Source organism: Duganella sp. S19_KUP01_CR8 (assembly GCF_036688705.1).
Taxonomy (GTDB): domain Bacteria; phylum Pseudomonadota; class Gammaproteobacteria; order Burkholderiales; family Burkholderiaceae_D; genus Rugamonas.
The window spans coordinates 24,106-42,310 of sequence record NZ_JAQQPR010000001.1; the positions used below are offsets into that span (position 1 = coordinate 24,106).

At 63.2% G+C, this 18,205-nt stretch carries 21 protein-coding genes; 10 read left to right on the plus strand and 11 right to left on the minus strand.

The genetic code is table 11. The annotated features are described in order from the left end of the window. Window positions 1–89: 89 nt before the first annotated feature. The 4 genes from V6M89_RS00115 to V6M89_RS00130 all read right to left on the minus strand — a co-directional run bounded on the left by V6M89_RS00115 (window position 90) and on the right by V6M89_RS00130 (window position 5,534). A complete protein-coding gene (locus V6M89_RS00115; RefSeq protein WP_332851244.1) occupies window positions 90–2,594 on the minus strand; it encodes an EAL domain-containing protein in 2,505 nt (834 codons plus the stop codon). A gap of 172 nt (window positions 2,595–2,766) precedes the next feature. Continuing rightward, window positions 2,767–3,252, minus strand: coding sequence for a glutathione peroxidase (locus V6M89_RS00120; protein ID WP_332851245.1), 486 nt, complete (start codon window positions 3,250–3,252; stop codon window positions 2,767–2,769). A gap of 4 nt (window positions 3,253–3,256) precedes the next feature. Then, window positions 3,257–4,393 carry a PilT/PilU family type 4a pilus ATPase gene (locus V6M89_RS00125; protein ID WP_332851246.1) on the minus strand — a complete coding sequence of 379 codons (1,137 nt, stop codon included), beginning with the start codon at window positions 4,391–4,393 and terminating at the stop codon, window positions 3,257–3,259. A gap of 97 nt (window positions 4,394–4,490) precedes the next feature. Further along, window positions 4,491–5,534 carry a type IV pilus twitching motility protein PilT gene (locus V6M89_RS00130; protein ID WP_332851247.1) on the minus strand — a complete coding sequence of 348 codons (1,044 nt, stop codon included), beginning with the start codon at window positions 5,532–5,534 and terminating at the stop codon, window positions 4,491–4,493. 92 nt (window positions 5,535–5,626) lie between these two features. Between V6M89_RS00130 and V6M89_RS00135 the strand changes: the two genes are divergently transcribed. From V6M89_RS00135 to V6M89_RS00145, 3 genes are read left to right on the plus strand one after another with little or no spacing between them, the layout of a single operon-like run. Next, on the plus strand, window positions 5,627–6,331 hold the full coding sequence (locus V6M89_RS00135) for a YggS family pyridoxal phosphate-dependent enzyme (RefSeq protein WP_332851248.1): 705 nt from the start codon (window positions 5,627–5,629) through the stop codon (window positions 6,329–6,331). Between the two features lies 1 nt (window position 6,332). Then, a complete protein-coding gene (proC, locus tag V6M89_RS00140; protein WP_332851249.1) occupies window positions 6,333–7,157 on the plus strand; it encodes a pyrroline-5-carboxylate reductase in 825 nt (274 codons plus the stop codon). Window positions 7,158–7,197: 40 nt separating this feature from the next. After that, window positions 7,198–8,145, plus strand: coding sequence for an alpha/beta hydrolase family esterase (locus V6M89_RS00145; RefSeq protein ID WP_332851250.1), 948 nt, complete (start codon window positions 7,198–7,200; stop codon window positions 8,143–8,145). A gap of 1 nt (window position 8,146) precedes the next feature. Here V6M89_RS00145 and V6M89_RS00150 read toward each other — a convergent pair whose 3' ends face one another. Continuing rightward, a complete protein-coding gene (locus V6M89_RS00150; protein WP_332851251.1) occupies window positions 8,147–9,280 on the minus strand; it encodes an SO2930 family diheme c-type cytochrome in 1,134 nt (377 codons plus the stop codon). After that, entirely contained in the window at window positions 9,277–10,536 is a 1,260-nt protein-coding gene (locus tag V6M89_RS00155) for a parallel beta-helix domain-containing protein (protein WP_332851252.1), read from the minus strand. Before V6M89_RS00155 ends, V6M89_RS00150 begins: the two co-directional genes overlap by 4 nt. 143 nt (window positions 10,537–10,679) lie before the next feature. Between V6M89_RS00155 and V6M89_RS00160 the strand changes: the two genes are divergently transcribed. After that, the gene (locus V6M89_RS00160; protein WP_332851253.1) at window positions 10,680–10,979 is read left to right on the plus strand and encodes a high-potential iron-sulfur protein; all 300 of its coding nucleotides are present in this window, start codon (window positions 10,680–10,682) and stop codon (window positions 10,977–10,979) included. Between the two features lies 1 nt (window position 10,980). After that, window positions 10,981–11,487: an MmcQ/YjbR family DNA-binding protein gene (locus V6M89_RS00165; RefSeq protein WP_332851254.1), complete on the plus strand. Its 507-nt coding sequence runs from the start codon at window positions 10,981–10,983 to the stop codon at window positions 11,485–11,487. A 35-nt stretch (window positions 11,488–11,522) separates the two neighbouring features. Here the strand turns inward: V6M89_RS00165 and vapC are convergent, their stop codons facing one another. From vapC to V6M89_RS00190, 5 genes are all read right to left on the minus strand, one after another. Then, entirely contained in the window at window positions 11,523–11,921 is a 399-nt protein-coding gene (gene vapC / locus V6M89_RS00170; RefSeq protein ID WP_332851255.1) for a type II toxin-antitoxin system VapC family toxin, read from the minus strand. Beyond that, the gene (locus V6M89_RS00175; RefSeq protein ID WP_332851256.1) at window positions 11,908–12,111 is read right to left on the minus strand and encodes a type II toxin-antitoxin system VapB family antitoxin; all 204 of its coding nucleotides are present in this window, start codon (window positions 12,109–12,111) and stop codon (window positions 11,908–11,910) included. The genes vapC and V6M89_RS00175 overlap by 14 nt, the downstream gene beginning before the upstream one ends. A 36-nt stretch (window positions 12,112–12,147) precedes the next feature. Further along, window positions 12,148–12,495, minus strand: a complete 348-nt coding sequence (locus V6M89_RS00180) for a DUF883 family protein (RefSeq protein WP_332851257.1) — start codon at window positions 12,493–12,495, stop codon at window positions 12,148–12,150. An 84-nt stretch (window positions 12,496–12,579) separates the two neighbouring features. After that, window positions 12,580–13,434, minus strand: a complete 855-nt coding sequence (ubiA, locus tag V6M89_RS00185; protein WP_332851258.1) for a 4-hydroxybenzoate octaprenyltransferase — start codon at window positions 13,432–13,434, stop codon at window positions 12,580–12,582. A gap of 57 nt (window positions 13,435–13,491) precedes the next feature. Continuing rightward, window positions 13,492–14,427 carry a hydrogen peroxide-inducible genes activator gene (locus V6M89_RS00190; protein ID WP_332851259.1) on the minus strand — a complete coding sequence of 312 codons (936 nt, stop codon included), beginning with the start codon at window positions 14,425–14,427 and terminating at the stop codon, window positions 13,492–13,494. A gap of 111 nt (window positions 14,428–14,538) precedes the next feature. Between V6M89_RS00190 and V6M89_RS00195 the strand changes: the two genes are divergently transcribed. The 5 genes from V6M89_RS00195 to V6M89_RS00215 are packed head-to-tail and all read left to right on the plus strand — an operon-like array spanning window position 14,539 to window position 18,198. Then, window positions 14,539–15,723: a PilT/PilU family type 4a pilus ATPase gene (locus V6M89_RS00195; protein WP_332851260.1), complete on the plus strand. Its 1,185-nt coding sequence runs from the start codon at window positions 14,539–14,541 to the stop codon at window positions 15,721–15,723. Window positions 15,724–15,744: 21 nt separating this feature from the next. Beyond that, a complete protein-coding gene (gene rfaE2 / locus V6M89_RS00200) occupies window positions 15,745–16,227 on the plus strand; it encodes a D-glycero-beta-D-manno-heptose 1-phosphate adenylyltransferase (RefSeq protein WP_332851261.1) in 483 nt (160 codons plus the stop codon). 1 nt (window position 16,228) lies between these two features. Beyond that, on the plus strand, window positions 16,229–16,540 hold the full coding sequence (locus V6M89_RS00205) for a hypothetical protein (RefSeq protein WP_332851262.1): 312 nt from the start codon (window positions 16,229–16,231) through the stop codon (window positions 16,538–16,540). 47 nt (window positions 16,541–16,587) lie between these two features. Beyond that, window positions 16,588–17,091 (plus strand): hypothetical protein, encoded by a 504-nt coding sequence (locus tag V6M89_RS00210; RefSeq protein ID WP_332851263.1) that lies wholly within the window; start codon window positions 16,588–16,590, stop codon window positions 17,089–17,091. A 15-nt stretch (window positions 17,092–17,106) separates the two neighbouring features. Continuing rightward, window positions 17,107–18,198 carry a cytochrome c oxidase subunit II gene (locus V6M89_RS00215; protein ID WP_332851264.1) on the plus strand — a complete coding sequence of 364 codons (1,092 nt, stop codon included), beginning with the start codon at window positions 17,107–17,109 and terminating at the stop codon, window positions 18,196–18,198. Window positions 18,199–18,205 lie beyond the last annotated feature (7 nt).

Genomic DNA, 18,205 nt, shown 5'->3' on the forward strand with positions numbered 1-18,205 from the left:
CGTCATTCCCGCGAAAGCGGGAATCCATAGCCACTGGACTCAGACACCCAGCATGGATTCCCGCCTGCGCGGGAATGACGGCGACGCGGCTAGCCTTGCACAAATAAGGGCATCTGCGCGGTGCCGCCTGCCGGCTCGCCGTGCAGGCTGAGGATGGGCGGCAGTTGCGCGGCTGCCTGCCACACTGCCGCCGTGTCGAAACTGGCGACCCAGGCCAGCACCTCGTCCGCCGGCATTGGCCGGGCGATGCCGTAGCCTTGCACCAGGTCGCAGCCCAGGCGCATCAGCATGGCGCCGTGCTCCATGGTCTCCACGCCCTCGGCGATCACGCCCAGGCCGAAGGACTTGGCCAGGCCGATGACGGCGCTCACCAAGTGCAGGTCGTCGCGGTCCACCAGCATATTGCGCACGAAGCTCTGGTCGATCTTCAGCATGTCCGCCGGCAGCCGCTTCAGGTAGGACATCGACGAATAGCCGGTGCCGAAATCGTCCAGCGCGAAGCTGATGCCCAGCGCCTGGCAATCGAGCATGATGCTGCGCACGTGGGCGATGTCGCTCAGGGCCGACGATTCCAGTATCTCCAGCTCCAGCATATGCGGCGGCACGTCCGGGAACTCGGCCAGGATGGCCGTCAGCCGCTCGACGAAATCGGCGCGCTGGAAATGGCGGGCGGCGATGTTGACGCTGATGACCCAGCGCGCATCGAAGGCGCGCCAGCCCTGCAGCTGGCGCAAGGCCTCGCGCAGCACCCATTCGCCGATGTCGACGATGACGTCGCTGTGCTCGACGATGGGCAGGAAGTCCCCCGGCCCGACCACGCCGCGCAGCGGATGTTCCCAACGCAGCAGCGCTTCCATGCCGACGATGCGGGCCTTGCGCATGTCCAGCTTCGGCTGGTAGTACAGCCGCAGTTCGCCGTCGCGCAGGGCGGCGCGCACTTCGGTGCGGCGGTTGTGGTGGGTGCGCACCTGCTCGTCCAGGTCGGCGTCGAAGAAGTGATAGCGGTTGCGGCCCGTGATCTTGGCCTGGTACAGCGCCTGGTCGGCGTGGCGCAGCAGGCTGTCGGCGCTGATCTCGTTGCCGGTGTAGACCGCCACGCCGGCGCTGGCCGACATGCCCACCGCTTCGCCCTCGCACAGGTACTCGCGCGACAGCGCCGCCATCAAACGGTCCAGCGCCTGCTCGACGGCGGCGCGGTTGTCCATCTCCGGCAGCAGCAGCACGAATTCGTCGCCGCCCAGGCGCGCCACGTAATGGCGCTGGCCGGCAAAGTCGTGCAGGCGGCTGGCGGCCTGCTTGAGGATCTCGTCGCCGATGTCCTGGCCCAGCGTCTGGTTCACATGCTGGAAGTGATCGAGGTCGAACAGGCAGATGGCCAGCAGGTAGTCCTGTTCGCGCGCGCGGATGACTTCCTGCTCGAAGCGGGTGGCCAGCGCCGCGCGGTTGGGCAGGCCGGTGAGGATGTCGTGGTTGCTCTGCCAGGAGATCTGCTGCATCAGCTGGCGGCGTTCGGTCACGTCGCGGAACACCAGCACCGAGCCTTGCACTTCGTTGTGCGCGGAGCGGATCGCGTTGGCGGTGTATTCGACGGTAATGATATCGCCCATGCGGTTGCGCAGGCTCTGGTTGCCGACCTTGATCACTTCGCCGCCGGCGTAGATCGCCGCCATGGACTTGAGCAGCGAGTGCTGGCCGAAATTATTCGCCAGTACGAACACCTGGTGCAGTTCCATGCCGCGCGCTCGCGTTTCGGACCAGCCGGTGAGCTGCTGGGCGACGTCGTTGATGGTGGCGATCTTGCCGCTTAAATCGGTGGTGATGACGGCGTCGCCGATGGAGGCCAGCGTGACTTCGATGCGTTCCTTCTCCACTTGCAGCAGCGCCTGCGCTTCCAGCGTTTGCGCCAGCTGTTCGCTCAACTTGTTCTGGCTTTGCTGGAGCTTGTGCACCAGCGCCTGCACGCGCTGCGCCATGTTGTTGAAGGTGGTGGCCAGCATGCGTGCCTCCAGCGTGCCGCCGACCGGCAGGCGCACGTTGTGGTCGCCGTTCTGGAAGCGGGTGGTGGTGTCGGTTACGCGCTTGAGCATGCGCTTGTTGGCGAAGATGATGATGCCCAGCAGCGTGTAGATGATGGCGATGTTGATCAGCGAGATCGCCGCCTGCTGGCGCAACGTGCGCCATACCTGCGCCAGCGGCAGTGTCGGTTCGAAGCCCAGCACCAGGCTGGCGCTGCCGATGTAGATGGTGCGGTTGATCGGTTCCAGCCCGTGCAGGCCGCGGAACCACGTCGGGTACTCCGGCAGCGGCGGCGCGCTGCGCAGCGCTTCCAGGTGGCCGCCGGCGTAGTCCAGCCGCGCCGAGACCAGGTCGGCCTCCAGCAGCAGCGCGCTGGACAGGGTGTTGTCGAGGGCGGCGCGGTCCGGCGTGGTCAGCGCGGGCAGCAGTGCCTTGTGCAGGTAGACGCCCAGTTCGCCCGCATCGTGTTGATAGCGGGCGTTGGCGTAGGCGGTCTCCGACTGAAACAGCAGCGTATATCGCACGCCCACCACGATGGCGATGATGAGGAAGATGGGAACGAATAAACGGGAGTACATCCCCATCCGCATCCAGCGCGACAGTAGTTTTCCAAACAACGACATAGGCGACGGATTCGATTCTTGGAAATGACCAGAGGCCATTATTACCGAAAAGTTAACCGAAGGCACGTTTTTTGGAAAACGTTTTCACTCTTTTTACAATTTTTTATGGGGCGCCGGTTTCGCCTGCTTATTCCGCCAGCAGTTTAGTAATGTCGGCCACCAGGTCTTCCGGCTTGGTGGCGGGGGCGTAACGGTTGTAGACCGTGCCGTCCTTGCGGATCAGGAACTTGGTGAAGTTCCATTTGATCGCCTCGGTGCCGAGGATGCCAGGGGCATCTTTTTTCAGTTTAGTAAACAGCGGATGAGCGCTGTCGCCATTGACGTCGATCTTGGCGAACAGCGGGAAGGTGACGCCGTAGTTTTTTTCGCAGAAGGCGCCGATCTCCTCGGCCTGGCCGGGTTCCTGCGCGCCGAACTGGTTGCAGGGGAAGCCCAGCACCACCACGCCCTTGTCCTTGAACTGCTGGTACACGTCCTCCAGGCCCTTGTACTGCGGCGTGAAGCCGCATTTGCTGGCGGTGTTGACGATCAACAGCACCTGGCCCTGGTACTGGCCCAGGTTGACGGGGGCGCCGGACAGGTTGTCGGCGGTGATGTCGTAAATTGTGGTCATGGTGTTAGACGAGTCCTAAATGTTCGGTTCCGGCCGCGAGGTCCCGGTTCTTGGCGGCCTTGCCTTCAAGCTTGATGGCCAGCCGCAGGTCGTTGACGGAGTCGGCGTTGCGCAGCGCGTCTTCGTAGGTAATGATATCCGCTTCGTGCAGATCGAACAGCGACTGGTCAAACGTCTGCATGCCCAGCTCGCGCGACTTCTTCATCAACTCCTTGATTTCGTGGACCTCGCCCTTGAAGATCAGGTCCGAGATCAGCGGCGAGTTGAGCATGATTTCGATCGCCACCGCGCGGCCCTTGGATTCCTTGCGCGGGATCAGGCGCTGCGAGATCATGCCTTTCAGGTTCAGCGACAGGTCCATCAGCAATTGCTGGCGGCGTTCCTCGGGGAAGAAGTTGATGATGCGGTCCAGCGCCTGGTTGGCGCTGTTGGCGTGCAGGGTGGCCAGGCACAGGTGGCCGGTCTCGGCGAAGGCGATCGCGTGGTCCATGGTTTCGCGGTCGCGGATCTCGCCGATCTGGATCACGTCCGGCGCCTGGCGCAGCGTGTTCTTCAGCGCGATGGCCCAGTCTTCGGTGTCGACGCCCACTTCGCGCTGGGTCATGATGCAGTTCTTGTGCGGGTGGACGTACTCGACCGGGTCTTCGATGGTGATGATGTGGCCGTAGCTGTTCTCGTTGCGGTAGCCGACCATGGCCGCCAGCGTGGTCGACTTGCCGGAGCCGGTGGCGCCGACCATGATGACCAGGCCGCGCTTGGACATGACCACGTCCTTGAGCACCTCTGGCAGGCCGAGATCTTCCAGTTTGGGGATTTCGCTGGTGATGGTCCGCAGCACCATGCCGACCGAGCTCATCTGCACAAACGCCGACACCCGGAAGCGGCCCAGGTCGCCGGGGCTGATGGCGAAGTTGGCTTCCTTGGTCAGTTCGAACGAGGCGGTTTGCTTGTCGTTCATGATGGAGCGCGCCAGGTCCATGGTGTGGGCCGAGGTCAGCACCTGCGACGACACCGGCGTCATCTTGCCGTCGATCTTGATGGCGGGCGGGAAGCCGGCCGTGATGAACAGATCCGAGCCCTTCTTGCTGGTCATCAGCCGCAGCAGGTCGAACATGAATTTGGAGGCCTGGTCGCGTTCCATGATATTTCCTTTAGTTCGGGGTCAGGTCCCCCATTTATTCATGAGCCCGGCTGAAGAAGCCGGGCTCATGAATAAATGGGGGACCTGACCCCGGGTTTTAGCCGGGGAAGTTGTCCGGCGTCTTGGCGGCGTTGCGGGCGGCGGCGGCGCTGATGACGTTGCGGCGCACCAGGTCCGTCAGGTTCTGGTCCAGCGTCTGCATGCCGACGTTGCTGCCGGTCTGGATCGCCGAGTACATCTGCGCGATCTTGGCTTCGCGGATCAGGTTGCGGATCGCCGGCGTCGCCACCATGATCTCGTGCGCCGCCACGCGGCCGTTGCCGTCTTTCGTTTTCAACAGCGTCTGCGAGATCACCGCTTGCAGCGACTCGGACAGCATGGCCCGTACCATTTCCTTTTCATCGGCCGGGAAGACGTCGACGATACGGTCGATGGTCTTGGCGGCCGACGAGGTGTGCAAGGTGCCGAACACCAGGTGGCCGGTCTCCGCCGCCGACAGCGCCAGGCGGATGGTCTCCAGGTCGCGCAGCTCGCCGACCAGGATGCAGTCCGGATCTTCCCGCAGCGCCGAACGCAGCGCGTTGTTGAACGACAGCGTATGCGGCCCCACTTCGCGCTGGTTGATCAGGCATTTCTTCGATTCGTGCACGAACTCGATCGGATCTTCAATCGTCAGGATGTGGCCGTATTCGGTTTCATTGAGATGGTTGACCATCGCCGCCAGGGTGGTCGACTTGCCGGAACCGGTCGGCCCCGTCACCAGCACCAGCCCGCGCGGCTTCAACGCGAAGTCGGCGAAGATCTTGGGCGCGTTCAGGTCTTCCAGGCTGAGGATCTTCGATGGAATCGTCCGCAGCACCGCCGAGGCGCCGCGTTCCTGGTTGAAGGCGTTGACGCGGAAGCGCGCCAGGCCGGGAATCGCGAACGAGAAGTCGCATTCCAGCATCTCTTCGTAGGCCTTGCGCTGGCCGTCGTTCATGATGTCATAAATCATGCCGTGCACGTCCTTGTGCTCCAGCGGCGGCAGGTTGATGCGGCGCACGTCGCCGTGCACCCGTATCATCGGCGGCAGGCCGGCCGACAGGTGCAAGTCCGAGGCCTTGTTCTTGACGGAGAATGCGAGAAGTTCGGAGATGTCCATTTATAATCCCTGTGCCTGACGTTGGTGAGGTGTTGTTCCGGCGGGTTTCTTTCACCTTAACCGTTGTTTCTAACGATTTTTACTCGATGATTATGTCCCTGATCCCCCAGAACTTGCAAGCAATCACCTCGACTATTGTTGCCGCAGCCCAAGATGTTGGCCGTGCGCCGCAATCGGTGCAGTTGCTGGCCGTGTCCAAGACCTTCGGGCCGGACGCGGTGCTGGAGGCGGTGCAGGCCGGCCAGCGCGCCTTCGGCGAGAATTACCTGCAGGAGGCGCTGGACAAGATCGCGGCGCTGAAGACGTCCGGCGCACCGGCGCTGGAGTGGCATTTCATCGGCCCGATCCAGAGCAACAAGACCCGCCCCATCGCCGAGCACTTCGATTGGGTGCACACGGTCGAGCGCGAGAAGATCGCGCAGCGGCTGTCCGAGCAGCGGCCGGCCGGCATGGCGCCGTTGCAGATCTGCTTGCAGGTGAATATCAGCGGGGAAGCCAGCAAGAGCGGCGTGGCCCCGGCGGAATTGGCGGAGCTGGCCCACAAGGTCGCGGCGCTGCCGAATCTGACGTTGCGCGGCCTGATGGCGATCCCCGAGCCGGCCGAAGACTTTGCGCAGCAGCGGGCGGCGTTCGCCCAGCTGCGCATGCTGTACGAGCAGCTGCGCGCCGACGGCCTGGCGCTCGACACGCTGTCGATGGGCATGTCGGCCGACCTGCGCGCCGCGATCGCCGAAGGCGCGACCATCGTGCGCGTCGGCAGCGCCATTTTTGGTTCACGAAACTACAACAAGGCTTGAAATGAAAATAGCATTTATCGGCGGCGGCAACATGGCCTCCGCCCTGATCGCGGGACTGGCCAACAAGCTCACCGCCGGCGCCAACATCCACGTGGCCGATCCGAACGCGGAAGCGCTGGTTCGCCTGCAGCAGCAGTTCGGCGTGACCACGGCCAGCGGCGCCGATGCCGCCGTCTCGGCGGCGGACGTGATCGTGCTGGCGATCAAACCGCAAAGCATGCGCGAAGTGGCGGCCCAGCTGTTGCCGCTGATCGACCAGGCCAGGCAGCCGGTGATCGTCTCGATCGCGGCCGGCATCCGCATCGTGGATCTGTCGCGCTGGCTGGGCGGCTACGGCGCAATCGTGCGCTGCATGCCGAACACGCCGGCGCTGATCGGCATGGGCATCACCGGCATGGCGGCGACGGCCGGCGTGACGGCGGCGCAGAAGCAGGCGGCGGACGATATCCTGCGCGCCGTCGGCCCGACCGTGTGGCTGGACGACGAGTCGCAAATCGATGCGGTGACGGCGGTGTCGGGCAGCGGTCCGGCTTATGTGTTCTACTTCATCGAGGCGATGCAGCAGGCCGCCGTGGACATGGGCCTGAGCGCGGAGCACGGCAAGCAGCTGGCGCTGGCCACCTTTGCCGGCGCGTCGCAGCTGGCGGTGCAGTCGAGCGAGCCGGTGTCGCTGCTGCGCGAACGGGTGACATCGAAAGGCGGCACCACCTACGCGGCGCTGACCAGCATGGAAGACGGCGGTGTGAAGGCGGCGATCATCAAGGCGATGAAAGCGGCCCAGCAGCGCGGCAAGGAAATGGGCGACGAACTAGGTTCTTCAAACTAAAACGAAAGGCTGCATGATGACGGTAGTACGATATCTCCCTTTGATTGCAGCCTTCACCGTTTTACAGGCGGGCGCCGCGACCATCGTTTCCGAAACGGTGCAGCGGCCGGAAGGGCCGCGCCACTATCTGCTGGCGCAGCCGGCGACGCCGGTGGCGGCGGCTTCAAATAAACTGCCGCTGGTGATCCTGCTGCATGGCCACGCGGCTTCCGCCAATCTCACTTTCGGCAAAGGCAAGATCGACGATCCGGCCTCCGCCTGGCTGGCCGTGGCCGACCGCGAAGGCTTGCTGATCATCGCGCCCGACGGCTCGAAAGGCAGCGACGACAAGCAGGGCTGGAACGACTGCCGCGCCGACGCTCCCACCAATCCCAAGACCGACGATGTCGGCTTCATCGCCGCGCTGATCGACCAGGCGGTCGCGCAGCACAATGCGGATCCGTCGCGGGTGTATCTGTCCGGGGCCTCCAATGGCGGCGGCATGGTGTATCGCGCGGCGATCGAGCTGGGACCGCGCCTGGCGGCGGTGGCCGTGTCGAGCATGCTGATGCCGGTTAAGAATCTGTGCCAGGCCCCCAAGCGCGCCGTGCCGATACTGGTGGCGCATGGAACCGAGGACAAGATCGCGCCCTACGCCGGCGGCGAAGTCGGGCACTTCCTGTTGACGGGGCGCGGCTCGGGCCTGAGCGCCGATGCGTCGGTGAAGTACTGGCGCGAGCTGGCGCAGCTGCCGCCTACGCCGGTCGTCACCAACGTGCCGCATCGCGATGCGGCGGATAAGACCTCGTTGGTGCGTTATGTCTGGGGCAGCGATCCGAAACAAACGCAGGTCGAATTCCTGAAAATGGAAAACGCCGGCCACGTACAACCCAGCATCGCGCACAGCCTGTCATGGCTGGTGCTGGCGGTGCTGGGCAAGCAAAACGGCGATCTTGAATATGCCGATGAAACCTGGGCCTTCTTCAAGGACAAGCACGCCGCGCCATAAGCTAGGTGGCGTCGCAGCCTTGCTTCATCGCGGCGATCCACGCCCGTATCAGTTCCACGCCTTCCTTGTGGACCGAGCCCCGTCCCAGTTCCGGCATCATGATGCCGGTCTGGTCGGAGCTGAGCCGGTAGACCATGATCGAGTCGTCCGGCTGGCCCGGCGCGATGCCGTAGTTGTGGCCACCCGTGCCCGCGCCCGCCGCCACCGGCGGTTTGCACAGCCCCAGATGCAGGTCGGCCGGCGCCCCCATGTTCAAGTGCAGCGCGGTGGTGTTGGCCGCGCCCTTGTCGTTGTGGCAGTGGGCGCAGTTGATGTCCAGGTAGGCGCGGGCGCGCGCGTTCAGCGTCTGGCCCTGGTCCAGCCAGTTGGCGTTGTGCGGAGCTGCCGTCGCCGCGTTGGCCGGCACGCCGCTCAGGTAGCCGATGCGCGCCAGGTAGTCGAGCTGATTGCTGGTCACGCCGTCGTAGCTGTAGCTGCGGTTCATATGCCGAGCCTTCGGGCCGATGGGCTGGAACTGGCGTGACTTCACATCCGCCACGTGGCAGGACGCGCATTGGTTCACGTTCGGCACCACGTAGGTCAGTGGCTTGCGGCCGCCGTTTTCATGCACCACTTCCAGCGGTATCTGGTCGCCGGTGCGCGACAGCACGGCTTCGGTCTGCTCGGCGTTCCACACGTAGGGCAGGGCGATCCAGCCGCCGGTGCGGCGCACCAGCAGACGGGTTTCGACCAGGCGCACGTTGGCCAGATCGAGCTTGTCGCCGCCGGTCTTGCGGGTGTCGTAGGTGGCCAGCACCGCCTTGGCGGGACCGTCGGCCTTCGGGTAGTAGAAGGTCTTGCTGATGATGGTCCCGACCGGAAACTCGAACGTCGTATCGGCGTTGTAGACGGCGCTCTGGCCCTTCGGCATCCAGACGGTGCGCAGCTTCTGCGCGTAGTCGGTGAACAGCGGCGTATTCAGGTCGTAGGGGACCACGCCGGTGTTCAGGTTCAGGCGGCCGCCGGAGACCGCCATCAAATGCCAGTCGCTCAACTTGGCCGGATTGCCTTCGGTGATAAAGCTCACCGGGGCCTGGGTCTGCGTGCACGCCGCGAGCATCAGCGTGCAGGTGATCGCTGCGAATCTCACCATCATGACTGCGCGGCGAGTTGGGCGATGGTCACCGGCGGCAGCTTGGCCAGCGCGCAGCGGAACGGCGCCGTTTCCTTGCTGGGGTTCTTGTACTTGTTAGGACCGTCGGCATTCAGCACTTCCACGCCGTCCTGGATGCAGATGCGCTGCTCGGCCGGCATCACGCCCTTGACCAGCAGCTTGGTGTCGACGTAGCCGTCCCACAGCACGTCGGGCAGGTGGCCGCCGATGCCGTACATGGCGATCTTCAGCGCCTTCAGGTCCAGGCCATCGGGCGAATCGCCGCCGCCCTTGAAGCGGTTGCCGTAGACGTAGATCGCTTTTGGATACGGATCGTAGCCGGCGGCCACGCCCTTCTCGGTGAAGTAGCCGGTGGAGTGGTAGCTGGAGATGATGACGTTGGCGGTCTGGTTGTCGGTGACGTCGTTGTCGAAAATCTCCACTTTCGAATTGGAGTTGATGACGATGCCGGAACCGGCCGGCACGCTGGCCACGGCGGTGCCGCGCGCGGCGAAGTTGCCGAGGTTGTTCTTCTCGACCTTGTTCTTGTACACGCGCGTGCTATGGCCGGGCTGCGACAGGTTGGGCATGTTGAACACCAGGATCCCGCCGGTGTTGTTGGTGGCGACGTTGTCGTAAACGTCGGCGTTGATGGTGTTTTCGATTTCGATCCCGGCCACGTTCTGCTCGGCGCGGCAGCGACGCACGATCACGCCGTTGGACTGGCCGACGTAGATGCCGGCGTCGGAGGCGGCGATCGCCACGCTGTCTTCGATCAGCACGTTGCGGGTCTTGACCGGGTAGATGCCGTAGGCGCCGTTGGTGACCTTGGAGCCGCCGGTCCACTGCACCTTGACCTTGCGGATGGTGATGTTGTCGCCGTCGTTGATCTTCAGGCCATCGCCCTTGGAGTCCTCGATGGTCAGGCCTTCGATGGTGAAGTTGCTGGCGTAGACCAGCATGCCTTCCGGCCCGGTGACCTGGCCCTTGAACGAGAGGATGGTCTTGTCCATGCCGGCGCCGCGTACCGTGACGCCGTTGCCGCGCAGGGTGAGGCCGCTAGTGAGATGATAGGTACCGGCCGGGATCTCGACCACGCTGCCGGGTTTGGCGTCGAGCAGCTGCTCCTGCAGCTTCTTCTGGAACGCCGCGTCGGCGCTGGCCTGCTCGGCCGAGACGGGCGCCTCGGACTTGCCGCAAGCGCCCAGCAGGGCGCCGATCGTACCGCAAAGAGCTAGTGTGCGTAAGGCCTTGTACATGTCGTCCCCTCATTCTATTTGTTAGAATTTGTTAGATGTAGAGTGCTTGGCAACATTGAGTATAGCAGTATGTTTTCGACATTTAGCGCGTATCATGGCCGGGCGGTGGCCATGTGGCGCGGCAGCGACGGAAAGGAAAAAAGATGACGAATCGCCGGATATTTATTCTGCACACTTGCGCCGGGCTGGCCGCTGCTACGCTGGGCTGCATGGCCTGGGCCGAAGACCGCGTGCCGCTGAAGGAAGACGAGCCGCTGGCCAAAGAGTTCAACTATGTGGTTGACGCCGCCAAGGTAGACGGGCACAAATTCCCCGACTTCAAAGCCGGCGACCGCTGCAGCAAGTGCCAGATCTACGAGGACGGCCCGAACGACATGGGCGGCTGCGCCATCTTCCCCGGCAAGCTGGTGACGGCCGCCGGCTGGTGTACCTCGTTCGGCTGACATGGACTTCGACGCATTCAAGGCGCTGGGCCTGGCGCTTCCTTTAGTCGAAGAGTCGACCTCATACGGCACGCCGGCGCTGAAGGTGAAGGGCAAGCTGATGGCGCGGCTGAAGGAGGATGGCGAGTCGGTGGCGGTGCGCATCCCGTGGGAGGAGCGCGAACGCCTGCTGATGGTGGCGCCGGAAACGTACTACATCACCGATCATTATCGCGACCATCCGTGGGTACTGGTGCGCTTGCCGCAGGCGCATCCAGATGGCGCGAAGCTGCGTCTGGCGCAGGCCTGGCTGCTGGCGGCACCGAAGTCGCTGCTCAAGCTGCATGGCGCCAGGATCGAAGCGTTGGAGCCTGATGCATTGGCCGCCTTGCGCAACGAGACGCCTCAGCCAACGGCAGAGCAAAAAGTCGAATTGGATAGGTTACTCGCTGAGCATGATGCAAACCCGAATAGCGGTTTGACTTGGGATGAGGTTGAGGCCGCAGCCATAGCCCGTATGCGCCGATGATAGTCAATGTCTGGTTAAGTCTGAGGTGCACCACATCATGCGTCTAGGACCTGTAAGCCGAGGTGCTGGGAAAACGGCATGAAATCCCGGTCGTCGTGCAATAAGTGGCTGCCGTTTTCTATACACCATGTTGCTATAACGGTGTCGATGGTTTTACGTGGCGTGATCCCTAAACGGCGCAGAGTGCGATAGTTTTTTGCGGCTTGAATTGCTATTTTCTTTCCGCCGAGACGAACCAGTTTTAAAGAAGAGAGTAGTTTTTTTGCGTACTCGAAATCTTTATCGTAGCGAAACCCTTGTAACACCTCGATCATAATGAGATCGCCTATGAGTACGAGTTCGCCTTGCAAACTATCGTTCAATAGTTCAATTTTTGGGCTTCGCGGACCTGGGCGAAAGTGACTTATCCATACGCTGGAATCAACCAGGATCATGATCGGTTCTCATCGCGTTCAGATCACCGTCCCACATCATTTTTCCGCGGCAGCGGCGGATTTGTTCTTGTGCGTGCAGGCGAATCATGGTGCGCAGGGCAAGCTCTATAGTTTGTTGCTCGCTTTTTAGCCCTGATGCCTGTAGTGCCTGTCGCATTAACGTTTTGCTGATGGCAATGTCTGGTCGCATGACGTCTCCTCAGAGTCCCGGTTCATTTTAGCGCGACTACTTCCTCGCCACCAGCAGACCAACGATGACGCCGATCGCCGCGCCCAGGCCGACCGATTTCCACGGATTGTCGCGCACGTAGACGTTGGCCGACTCGGCCGCGTTGCGGCTGCGGGCGATGAGGCTGTCTTCCAGCTTGCGCAGGTCGGTCTTGGCGGTGCGCAGCGTGTCGTCGAAGCGGGCGCGGGTTTCGGAGTTGGGGGCGGGCTCTTTGGCGGTGTCCTTCAGCCAGTCCTCGGCTTCGCCGATGGCGTGCTTCAATTCGTCCATCAGCTTGTCGCGCGCGGTGGCGCTGGCGGCCTGGTTGTCGGCGATGCCTTTGCCGTTCTGTTGTGTTTGATCCATGATGACCTCATCGAATGTCTGGGTGGCAGGGGATAGCTATTGTAGGCAGCGCAGGCGTCGTCGCCTTGTGCTGCCTCAATCGTGTCACCGCAGCGCGTAGTCCAGCGCCACGCCCGCGAACACGGCCGCGCCCAGCCAGTTGTTGTGGCGGAAGGCGTAGAAGCAGGCGTCGCGCTCGCGGCCGCGGATCAGCGTGTAGTGATAGCAGGCGATGCCAGCCGCCACCGCCACGCCGCCGGCGAACCACACGCCCATGCCCAGCTGCCAGCCGCAGGCCAGCAGCAAGCCCAGGTGCACGGCGTAGCACAGCATCACCGCCGCCACGTCGTAGCGGCCGAAGGTGATGGCCGAGGTCTTGATGCCGATCTTCAGATCGTCGTCGCGGTCGACCATCGCGTATTCGGTGTCGTAGGCCACGGCCCAGAACACGTTACCCATCAACAGCACCCACGCCACCATCGGCACCGTCTCCTGGATCGCGGCGAAGGCCATCGGAATGCCGAAGCCGAAGGCGATGCCCAAGTAAGCCTGCGGAATCGCGAAGAAGCGCTTGAAGTAAGGGTAGGTGCCGGCGATGACGACGGCCGCCACCGACAGCTGCTTGGTCAGCGCGTTCAGCGGCAGGATCAGGCAGAACGACAGCAGCGCCAGCGTGCCGGCAATCGCCAGCGCTTCCTTGCCGCTGATGCGGCCGCTGGTGATGGGGCGCTGCGCCGTACGTTTGACGAACTTGTCGATATCCTGGTCGGCGTAGTCGTTCATCGCGCAGCCTGCCGAGCGCATCAGCAGCGTGCCGAGCGAGAAGATGACCACCAGCGTCAGGCTGGGCTTGCCGTTGGACGCCAGCCACAGCGCGCATAGCGTCGGCCACAGCAGCAGCAGCGTGCCGATGGGTTTGTCCAGCCTGACCAGGCGAAAATAGAGCTCCAGCTTGTTCATGGATAGTGCCGCTTGAAGGGAAAGATCAGGATTATCGCAAATCCTGGCGCTGCCAGCTTAATCGTCGGCGCAGAGGGTGGTGATGCCGGGAAGGTTGCAAGCCGCTACCACTTCGCACACGGCGTCGATGGCGGCCTTGCGGGTGAAGCTTTTACGCCACACGATGACCACGCGGCGCGACGGCTGCTGCCCTTCGAACGGGCGGAATTGCAACATGCCTTCCTTGGTATCCATGTCCGGCACCGAGGCGCGCGGCAGCACGGTCAGGCCGATGCCGCTGGCCACCATGTGACGGATGGTTTCCAGCGACGAGCCCTCGAAGGTGCGCTGCATACCATTGCCCGGCGCAGAGAAGCGGGCCATCTCGGGACATACTTCCAGTACCTGATCGCGGAAACAATGTCCGTTACCAAGCAGCAGCATGTTTTCGGTTTTCAGGTCGTCGGCGGGAATGCTGCGGCGCTTGCTCCACGGGTGCTGGGACGGCATCGCCACCACGAACGGCTCGTCGTACAGCGCCTGCATCGCCATGCCGTGCTCGGGCAGCGGCAGCGCCATGATGGCGGCGTCCAGCTCGCCCTGGCGCAGCATCTCGATCAGGCGCACGGTGAAGTTCTCCTGCAGGATCAGCGGCATCTGCGGGACTTTGGCTATCATGCCCTTGACCAGCGGCGGCAGCAGGTAAGGGCCGATGGTGTAGATCACGCCCAGGCGCAGCGGACCGGCCAGCGGGTCTTTGTTCTGTTTGGCGAGTTCCTTGATGGCGGCGGTCTGTTCCAGCACGCGCTCGGCCTGGGCGACGATTTGCGCGCCCAGCGGGGTGACGGAGATTTCGGCGCCGCCCCGTTCAAACAGGACCACGCCCAGCTCATCTTCCAGTTTCTTGATGGCGACCGAAAGCGTCGGCTGCGCGACGTAACAGGCTTCGGCCGCATGTCCGAAGTGTTTCGCTCTTGCAACGGCGACGATATATTTCAGTTCGGTCAGTGTCATAAATGTATTTGAACACAGGCGATGCTGGGATGCAATAATTAGAAAAGGTATTGTAGCGAATGCTGTCGATATAATGCAGTGTATGTTGGTACTACCCATCGAAAGGCAAGCATGTCCTCCACATTTGGTCCAGAAGAAGCGCAAGCCTATCTGCACAAGCTGCTCAAGGTGATGCACCACACCGGCGGTTCGGATTTGTTCATTTCCGCAGATTTCCCGCCGAGTATGAAGTCGCAGGGCGCGATGAAGCCCCTGAGCCAGCAGAAGCTGACCGGCAGCGTGACGCGCGCGCTGGCGCTGTCCATCATGAACGACAAGCAGAAGCGCGAGTTCGAGGCCGAGCTGGAATGCAACTTCGCGATCTCGCTGCCGGACGTGTGCCGCTTCCGCGTCAATGTCTTCGTGCAGCAGCAAAACGTGGCCATGGTGATACGGACCATTGCCTCGGAAATACCGAATTTCGAAAAGCTGGAGCTGCCCGAGGTGCTGAAGGACGTCATCATGACCAAGCGCGGGCTGGTGCTGGTGGTGGGCGGAACCGGTTCCGGCAAGTCGACCACGCTGGCGGCGATGATCGACTACCGCAACGCCAATTCGGCCGGCCACATCATCACGGTGGAGGATCCGGTCGAGTATGTGCACAAGAACAAGGGCTGCCTGATCACGCACCGCGAAGTGGGCGTCGACACGCTGTCGTGGCACAACGCGCTGAAGAACACGCTGCGCCAGGCGCCGGACGTGATCCTGATTGGCGAGATCCGCGACACCGAGACCATGGAGCACGCGATCGCGTTCGCCGAGACCGGCCACCTGTGCCTGGGCACGCTGCACGCGAACAACTCCAACCAGACCATGGACCGCATCATCAACTTCTTCCCGGAAGAGCGGCGCAATCAGCTGCTGATGGATTTGTCGTCCAACCTGCGCGCCATCGTCTCGCAGCGGCTGGTGCGCACCGAGGACGGCAAGGGACGCAAGGCGGCGATTGAAATCCTGCTCAACACGCCGACCATCGCCGAGATGATCTTCAAGGGGAACTTCCAGGCGATCAAGGAAATCATGCACAAATCGCGCGAACTCGGCATGTGCACTTTCGACCAGGCGCTGTACGAACTTTATAATAAGGGCTATATCGCCTACGAAGAGGCGATCCGCAACGCCGACTCGGCCAACGGCCTGCGCTTGCAGATCAAGCTGCGCGGCGACCGCAAGGAGCCGGGCGACAACAGTCCGTCCACCGCCGATTCGCTCAGCATGCAGATCGACGAAGAGCCGGAAGACGAAGAAACCAAATAAACAGAAGACCAGAAGAACCTTATGCCTCAATTTGAAACCAAGCTCTGCACTCGTGAACAACTGGCCGCGCGCGTCGCCGCGCTGCCCAAGCCGGTGGTGCTGACCAACGGCGTATTCGACATCCTGCACCGCGGCCACGTGACCTACCTGGCGCAGGCGCGCGCGCTGGGCGCCTCGCTGGTGGTGGCGGCCAATACCGACGCCTCCGTCAAACGCCTGGGCAAGGGCGACGACCGTCCGCTCAACAACTGCGCCGACCGCATGGCCGTGCTGGCCGCGCTGGAATCGGTGAGCCTGGTGGTGGAGTTCGACGAGGACACCGCGCTGGAAGTGGTGCAGCAGGCGCGGCCGGAAATCTACGCCAAGGGCGGCGACTACCAGATGGACGCCATCCCGGAAGGCCAGGCCGTGCTGGCTTACGGCGGCCAGGCGATCGCCATCGACTTCGAGCACGACCGCTCGACCACCAAGCTGCTGACCAAGGTGCGCGCCCAGCGTCCTTGATATGCGCATCCTGATTGCCGTCTTCGCGGCGCTGGTGTTCCTCGGCGTGTTGTGGGGACCCGCGTTCGCGATCGCGCTGCGCTACTGGCGGCGCGGCGACGCGCGCGCCTTCCGCCAACTGCGCTTCCTCTATCCGGCTCAGCTGATCGCGACGGTGTCGCTGGCCTTCGCCGCCGACCTGCTGGGCCTGCGCAATCCGGCCGCGCTGGCGGTCGCCAGCACCGTATGCGTGAGCCTGGCTGGCGCCGGCGCGCTGGCTTTGCTGTTGTCTTTCTCCATCCGTTCCAATCGCGCGCGGGCTGACAGGGCCTGAAAAAACTCCTAGACTGAATCTCCCACAAGTCTCTTCGGGAGGACGTCATGGAACTGCATCTGCAATCTCATCATTGGCAGGCGCGCCTGCCGGACTGGGCCGCCGCTGCGGTCGCGGGCTTCGGCGCCGGCGGCGTGCTGATGCTGCTGGAACTCAGCTGGTCCGCCATCACCAACGCCGCCGATCCCTGGCTGGCCACGCATATGATCGCCGCACTGGTGATGAGCTGGGACGTGCTGCAAACCAGCGGCTACAGCCTGGGCGTGACGGTCGCCGCGTTGCTGGTGCACTACGCGCTGGGCGTGGCGTTCGGCGTCATGCTGGCCGCCATCATTGCACCGTTCCGTCTTGATTCCAGCGTCGCCCTGGCGCTCGCGACCGGAGCGGTGTTCGGCCTGCTGCTATATGTGTTGAACTTTTACGGCATGGCCGGTGTCTATACATGGTTCGTAGCGCTGCGAGGCTGGCCGACAGCCATAGCCCACGTCATCTTCGGGATGACCGCAGCCTTCATTTATCTCAAGCTGGAACGGCCGAGCCGGCCACGTTAGCTTTTGGAAGGCACCATGGCGTTAGCACTGATACTGATACTGATCGTAGTTGGCGCCCTGGAATTTCATTTTATGAGTCCGTGGTGGCTCACGCCCATCGCCTCCAACTGGCAGCAGATGGATGATGCCTTGCTGCTGACCTTTGCCATCACCGGCGTGGCCTTCGTCGTCATCAACCTGTTCGTCGCGTATGCGGTGGTGACGTTCCGGCATCAGGACGGCGTGCGCGCGGCGGCCACCCACGGCAGTGCCAAGCTGGAGTGGTGGCTGGTCGGCGCCACCACGGTGGGCGTCGCCGCGCTGCTGGCGCCGGGCTTGTCGGTGTACGCCAAGCTGATCGATCCTCCGCCCGATGCGATGGTGTTCGAGGTGCTGGGCCAGCAGTGGCAATGGCATTACCGCTTGCCGGGCAAGGACGGCAAGCTGGGCAGCACTGACATGCGCTTCATCAGCAACGCCAATCCCTACGGCATGAATCCCGCCGATCCCGGCGGGCAGGACGATCTGCTGGTCGAAGGGCAGGAGGTGCATATCCCCATCGGCCGGCCGGTGCGCGTGATGCTGCGCGCGCAGGACGTGTTGCATGATTTTTATGTGCCGGAGTTCCGCACGCGGATGAACATGGTGCCGGGCATGGTGACGTCGTTCTGGTTCACGCCGTCGCGGGTCGGCAGGTTCGAGGTGATGTGCGCGCAGCTGTGCGGCATCGGCCATTTCAATATGCGCAGCTATGTCGTGGTGGACGATGGGCCGGCGTATCAAACGTGGCTGGCGGCGCAGCCGACCTTTGCCGCCACGACGGCTGCCATGGCCGGTGGCGAGGAGCCGGGCAAGCAGGGCCGCCTGCTGGCGCAGTCGCGCGGCTGCGCGGCCTGCCACAGCGTCGACGGCAACGCGGGCGTGGGGCCGACATGGAAGGGGCTGTTCGGCAAGAACGAGACCATGAACGACGGCGCCGCCGTGCGCGTGGATGAGACCTATCTGCGCGAATCGATCAACTATCCCGCCGCGCGCATCGTCAAGGGCTATCAGCCCATCATGCCGGCGCAGCAGCTGAGCCCGACCGAAGTGGCGCAGCTGGTCGATTACATCAAGACCATCAAATAGGGAGGCG